Consider the following 6,859-nt stretch of genomic DNA (forward strand, 5'->3'; position numbering starts at 1 on the left):
TGAATATTCAACACGCCCTAATAAAACGACTTAATTTAAACTATTTATAGGTTATAGCTTTGCTGTGTTTTCATCAGTGCGAATACTTTTGGCCACTTTGCCAACACTTAAACCTTGTACCAAGATAGAGAATATTACCACAGCATAAGTCAATGCCAATAAAATATCGCGCTCGGTGCCTATTGGTAATTGTAATACCAGGGCAACCGAGATGCCACCGCGTAATCCGCCCCATGTCAGCACTTTCCATGCGCCTGTTGGCAAATCAAGCTGGCGATGGAAGGTTTTGGTGGTCATACCGACGACAATAAATCGAGCGAGTAAGGCGATAACAATCGTTAAGCCAGCGGCGATAAATAAATTGCCTGAGTAAGCAATCATCACCACTTCTAGGCCGATTAATACAAATAAAATGGCGTTTAAGATTTCATCGATTAATTCCCAAAATAAATCAATATAGTGGCGAGTTTTATCGCTCATCGCCAGCTCCCGCCCGCGATTACCTACCATCAAGCCCATCATCACCATCGCCAGTGGACCTGATAAATGCCAATGGCTGGCCAGCGCATAACCACCTATCACGCCTGCTAGGGTTAAGAGTACCTCTTCTTGATAACTGTCGATACTTTTTAGCATGTAATATAAAATCGCACCGAGTACAAAACCAAAAACAATGCCGCCACCGGCTTCGACCGCTAGCGTATGCGCCACATAATTGGCAGTTGGGATATCACCACTCGATAAAATACCAAGTAAGATTACAAAAATAACCACACCGATACCATCGTTGAATAAAGACTCCCCGGCGATGACGGTTTCGATACTTTTTGGGGCACCTGCGGATGAGAGAATGCCCATCACAGCAATGGGGTCAGTCGGTGATATCAGAGCCCCAAACAATAAACACCACAGAAATGGCAAACCAAAGCCGAACAATGGCAGCATAAAATAAAGTGCGGTCGCGATAAGTAACGCAGAGACAATGGTGCCAATGCAGGCAAGAATACCTATGGGCAGCTGATAACGTTTTAAATCACCAATGTTGACGTGTAAAGCACCAGCAAACAGCAACATAGAAAGCATGCCGTCTAATAATACTTCAGTGAAATCAAGCTGCGCCAACAAGCTCATCTCATAATCAATAAGCTCATCGAACCCTAAAAAACCCAGAAATATGGCGCCAATAGACAATAAAATGGAGATAACCATTACGCCAATCGTGGTCGGTAGACCAATAAAACGATGGTTAATATAAGTCAGTAAGGCAGTGATAGATAAAAATATGGCGCTGATTTCGAGTATAGTCAGGCTGCTTGTAGGGGTCATGAAAAGGGTCTCAGGTGAGTATGGGAAATTGCTCTAAGCTTAGCGCTTATAGAGACTAAATAGGTTTGATTTTAGTTATTTTTTGGTCTTTATAAGATCTACCTATATCAAATAATGGGTGTAATAGGGTTTATGTTTATTGGGTTTGTAATGCTTGAGCGATATGAGCGTCAAACTCACTAACGTAATTAAAATATCGATGCTGAGCGTCATTACTGAGAATAAATTCCTGTGCTTGTTGACACATGGCTACTAAATCATCGACCAATTCTTGATAGCTTAGATTGTCTTCCCCAGCACGCTCAATCAGTTTTAATTCATGCAACAGCGTTTGCTGCTGTGCACTATTTATGTGGGCATAATTGAGATCGACTATTGCCTGACATAAAGCCTTTAACACCATCAAATCAGCCGCTGCATAACGACGTATTTCGCCAAGTGAGGTGTTGAGGAAATCAGATATTTTAGGTGTGTGGGTGACCACGGCCAATATAGCCAGTCGCTGCTGTTTCGACTCAAGTTTGGGTGTAACATCATTATCTTGTGCTGGTATATAGAAATGATAGGGGCTGGGAGGCTGACGACGCATCATGATACTTAAGCAGCTGGTCAGTGACTGTACGCAGTTGACCGCTGTTTTTGGGTCATTAATACCAGGAGACAAGGCTCGCACGGCAATCTCAGTCATTTGTCCTAAGCTATAGGCAATATCATCAGAATGCGCCAATCGTTGCTCGATACGTATGCAGCCAGCAAAGCGCTGCCAAAACATGCCATCAGGTGCGCGTGGTATCACAGCTAAATGTGGCGTGGCTGTTTTTTGCTGATTGGTTGGATGAACTACTGGGCGCTGGTAAAAATAACCAATGACGTTTTTGTCCGTAACGTAGTTACCGAGGTTGATACGCATCTGCACCACACCGCCATAATCTTGTGTCAGTGTCGCCAGAGATTCGAGATAAATTTGCTGTAAGTAGCCTGGTTTTGGGGGATAAATGGGCGTTGCAGGCCAATCCTGAAACTGCTCGATATCATGATGTTCAATATCACGTTGATGTTGAATATCGCAATGATCCTTATACCAGTAGTGAATGTTTTTGATAGCATCATTGCTGGCACCTTGAATCACATGTGATGCCTGTATGGCATGCACCATATGCTGTACAAAGTAGACCAGCAAAAGCGCACAGACAATGGCCATTATAATAGCAAAAGTCACTGCGAGCTGCGGTACACCGAAAGCGACGTCATATTTATGGATGGATTTTAAAACCAATAAACTATAGCTAAAAGTACCAATGAACGCGCCCAATACAAATTGGTTTGGGGTGTCGGTCAAAAAATTGCGCAATAATCGTGGGCCAAATTGTGAGGAGGCCATCGACAGTACAGCGATAGTAATAGAAAAGGTGGTACCAGCGACGCCGAGTACTGCGCCTGCAATCGAGGTCATAATGGCGCGGGCAGCCTCGTCATCACCCGTAAAAGCAAAGGTAATCTCTCTGACTGTTTCACGGTCAAAGTGTTGATCGATAGTGACCAATAAAGGCGCGAGCAATATACCGGCGATGACACAAGTTGTTGGAATAAACCAATAAGAACCAATGAGCTGCTGCCACAAATTCCTCAGACGGTCGGGCAGGTCTGTCAGTGTCTGTAGCGACCATAACTGAATAAACTGCTTCATTCCTTGCGCAATGACTGTAAGTAGTCGTTTAATTAAGCCATTTTCAGGGGAATTATCCAACGTTATGTGCTCCAAAAATAACCTAAGTTTTATTATATGGTTCTATAGTTAAAATACTTTAAAAACGCTACGATACTGCGGGTATAGTTTTTTTGCAGCCTCTGTCTGCACAGGCACAGCAAGCAAGAAAAAACGGTACCTGCAGTACGTGATGTAGCGATATTACTTCTCACTGACTATAGTGAACTGATAATGAAAAGCATCGATGCGCTTTGACTAATAAAGCCCTTAATAGTAAATTACCTTAGCATATAATTTGCAGCGATTAAAAATTTAGCAAAAAATAAGCCCCTATTAATAGGGGCTTATTTATACAGTTGTTTTTTTATAGTAGATTGTCAGATAACTATTTTGCCAAGATTTTATTAAAATAGTAAGTAATCAAGCTTCCGCGACTATCTGTTAACTGACCAGATCCTCAATCCAAGTACTTATCGCGGTGCTTACTTTCTCTAGTACTGACGGCTCTTCTGTACTGTCCATACTTAATGACCGCGTTTGCAAATTATCCATCGTTACTGGTTCTTTTTGCAGACTATCCACAATTAAAGGTAGATTGTTACCAGCAGTTGCTAAGATAAAGCTTGGATTTTTAGTCAGCGTCGTCCATTTCTGATTCCAACCACCGTTACAGTTGTAAGTAATCAAGCTTCCGCGGTTATTGACTAAATGACCCGTTCGCAAATCAAAGCATTTGCCGCCTTGTTTTATTTGGTCGGCACCGTGCATCTCCCAAACTTGCGCTGGTGAGTCCATACTACAAGCACCCAAAACCACCCAAGCGCTCTGCTGCGTTAAGCACTGATCCAATGCCATTTTACTATGGATTTTACCTTTAACATCATAAACCCACTGTTCAGAGTCATCACCAGTACAACCACTTGGACCGCTAATAAAGCTATTTAGCTTGCCATCTTCTAGTTTTTCAACTTTAAGACAGTTGTTGCCGTTACGTATAGTAGTAACATTTTCTAAAGGTTTGTCATCTTGTAGCTCTAACCATTTAACAAACTGCTGAAATTCGTTGAGTGCTTCAGGCTCTTTCTTGATTAAATCAGTACGATACACATTGACCCAACGGTTTAAGCGATTTAGAGTTTCTTGCTGCTGCTCATAACGCTCTAATGTTTCCAATGCTTGCGGGCTGAGCTCATCACGATACTCTTTATAAGAATCATATAACAATTTACCTTTGGCATCCAAAACAACCGTCGGATTCTCTGCTTGGGTGATAAGTTGCTGCTCTAATTCTGGTAACTCCACCTTTCTTAGTGCCGTATAGCCATAATCTTTACCAAAGGTAACTGCTGGTCTAATAGGATCGCTATATTGACGAATATCAATTGTCGATAGCTGTACTTGTGCTTCATTGGCTTTTTTACAGTACAAATCCACCTTTTTTGGGTCTTCAGCAATCGCTAAATTGACATGGAATTTATTAGCATTGCCATTCATCCGATTAGGAGCTAAAGCAATGTTGTCAACTTTGTTACTATAAGTGACGTTTAACCAGCAGCTTGCCGCTTCTAGCGAGTTATTTGGCGTCGGTAAATCAAAAACATTACCCCAGTTACCACGTGCCTCAGGATAAATAATCCCTTTTTGCGCCACAGGGTCATACCCGCCTAGGATGGTGAAAACCGGCACACCTGGTAAGCGCGCTTTTAAGTAATTACCATCGGCACTGTTATACCAAACATTACCAGACCTCGGTACTTTAGGCTGGAACACTTCCATTTTTCTGAGTTCAGCATTCCATTTTTTATAGCCCGTCGGTGAATCAGCGTCGAATACTGCCCGATCAAATGCTGGCTGTATTTTTATCTTGGTACTGTAGCCGGTGTAATGGGTGTAGTCTGAATAAGCGCCACTCTGTGAGCCGCCAGACATCGCGTCGCGGCCATAGCCATAGGTGGCCAAGAAAAGAGGTTTGCCACTGAGGCCATCACCTTCAACTTGTCGTGGCCAGTCTAAATTGCCACGCATTTTATTTCTTAGGCTGTTATAACCCCAGCCACTATCGGCATGATGCTCGGCCCAGAAATGATCATCGCCTACTGCACCAGGATAATGACCTAAGCCATAGTGATGGCCGATTTCGTGACTAAACTCATTACCCACAGAATCGATAATAGTCAGCATACCATTACCACCACTTAAGCCGTGGTTAGCTTCGCCATTGGCATATTTACCGCGTGCATGATGCGCGTTGACGTTTTGAGTCAGCTGTGGCTGCTCCTGGCTGTGTAGCGATGCGCTAGTCACGCCCCAATTGGCCAAGTTCATACCGACACCAAAGGTCGCTTTTGCGGTGTTTTCACGCATATCGCCATCATAAACGCCACCGTTCGAGTTACTCACCGAATCATAGATGGTGCCATTGCCCACCATCACTCGATCAAGCTCCATGTCGTCATATACAGCAACGGTCATTTGTGCCGCTGGAATGGTTTGGAAGTAATCTGAACCCGCTCTTTCTGGGTCGCGTAACATGTAATGACCCCAAGATTGAGGTGCATCCGTTAGCATACCCAGACGAATATTAGTCAATACCAACTCGCCTGGTGCGGCAAAGTCTATTTTATCTTCTAACAATTCACCGCTACGCTTCTGCTCATCCACAATGCGGATTTTGAGGCCACCTTCTACCTCGTCCCAGTTGAGCTTGGTCGACCATGCGCGATTACTGTAAGCAACGCGAGGGCGTTGATCGGTATTGGTCTGATCGGTGGCTGGTATTTGAGTCGGATCAGCTAAGTTGACGCTGCGTAATAAAGCTCCATCTTTATAGATTTCTGCCACGAGCTTAGTAACGTCACCCATCTCAGGAGTAGGCGTCACTAATAACAGCGCTTCTTTTTCTGCCGTCAGGCGCGGCATGTTTTTTGCTTCGTTGCCTTGTGGGTCAACGGTATGGTTCTGGCCAAACTGAATCATAGCTTGGAAAGTACCCACTAGGTCTGGACGGATGTCTCGAATCGCTCCTGCTCTGCCCGCGTGGTCAAAGAACCCTAATAAATACGCATCAGCGATATCTTTCTTTGGCTCTGGATATTTGAGCTGTGTACTCGGTCCAATTGACGTCGAAGGAATACTTGGTTTGCTTGGTCCGATTGGTGTCGAAGGAATACTTGGTTTGCTCGGCTCAATTGGCGTAGCAGGAATGCTCGGTTTGCTTGGTCCGATTGGTGTCGAGGGAATACTCGGTTTGCTCGGCTCAATTGGTGTAGCAGGAATACTCGGTTTGCTTGGTCCGATTGGTGTAGAAGGAATGCTCGGTTTGCTCGGCTCAATTGGCGTAGCAGGAATGCTTGGTGTACTAGGCTCAGTTGGCGTCGAGGGAATGCTCGGTTTGCTTGGTCCGATTGGTGTAGCAGGAATGCTTGGTTTGCTTGGTCCGATTGGTGTCGAAGGAATACTTGGTTTGCTTGGTCCGATTGGTGTTGAAGGAATGCTCGGTTTGCTTGGTCCGATTGGTGTTGAAGGAATGCTCGGTTTGCTCGGCTCAATTGGCGTAGCAGGAATGCTCGGTTTGCTCGGCTCAATTGGCGTAGCTGGGATACTTGTCGCTGGTGGCTTTACTGTAGGGGGCTCAACTGAGTCAACTGGAGGTTGCACTGCTGGTGGCGTGCTATCATCGTCTCCTCCACAGGCAGAAAGCATGATAGAAACAATGGCAATGCTTAATGCCTTTAATGGAAGTGCTGTTATAATTTTCAATTTAGACCCTCACTAGGGCGTGTTGAACATTGGCGACAAATTGATGGCAAAAAAAATAGCGAACGG

4 protein-coding genes are annotated in these 6,859 nt (G+C 44.4%); 1 reads left to right on the plus strand and 3 read right to left on the minus strand.

The features are described from left to right. Positions 1–51: 51 nt before the first annotated feature. The 3 genes from EI162_RS07150 to EI162_RS07160 form a co-directional block, all read right to left on the minus strand. Complete coding sequence (locus EI162_RS07150; protein WP_192523692.1) at positions 52–1,326, minus strand: cation:proton antiporter; 1,275 nt, start codon at positions 1,324–1,326, stop codon at positions 52–54. A 136-nt stretch (positions 1,327–1,462) separates the two neighbouring features. Next, positions 1,463–3,073, minus strand: a complete 1,611-nt coding sequence (locus tag EI162_RS07155) for a DUF2254 domain-containing protein (protein WP_225736925.1) — start codon at positions 3,071–3,073, stop codon at positions 1,463–1,465. A gap of 402 nt (positions 3,074–3,475) precedes the next feature. Then, positions 3,476–6,010 (minus strand): M66 family metalloprotease, encoded by a 2,535-nt coding sequence (locus EI162_RS07160; protein ID WP_318779298.1) that lies wholly within the window; start codon positions 6,008–6,010, stop codon positions 3,476–3,478. Between the two features lie 31 nt (positions 6,011–6,041). Between EI162_RS07160 and EI162_RS14635 the strand changes: the two genes are divergently transcribed. Next, positions 6,042–6,809 (plus strand): hypothetical protein, encoded by a 768-nt coding sequence (locus EI162_RS14635; RefSeq protein WP_225736927.1) that lies wholly within the window; start codon positions 6,042–6,044, stop codon positions 6,807–6,809. Positions 6,810–6,859: the final 50 nt, after the last annotated feature.

It is taken from the genome of Psychrobacter sp. FME6 (assembly GCF_014861365.1).
Classification (GTDB): Bacteria; Pseudomonadota; Gammaproteobacteria; order Pseudomonadales; family Moraxellaceae; genus Psychrobacter.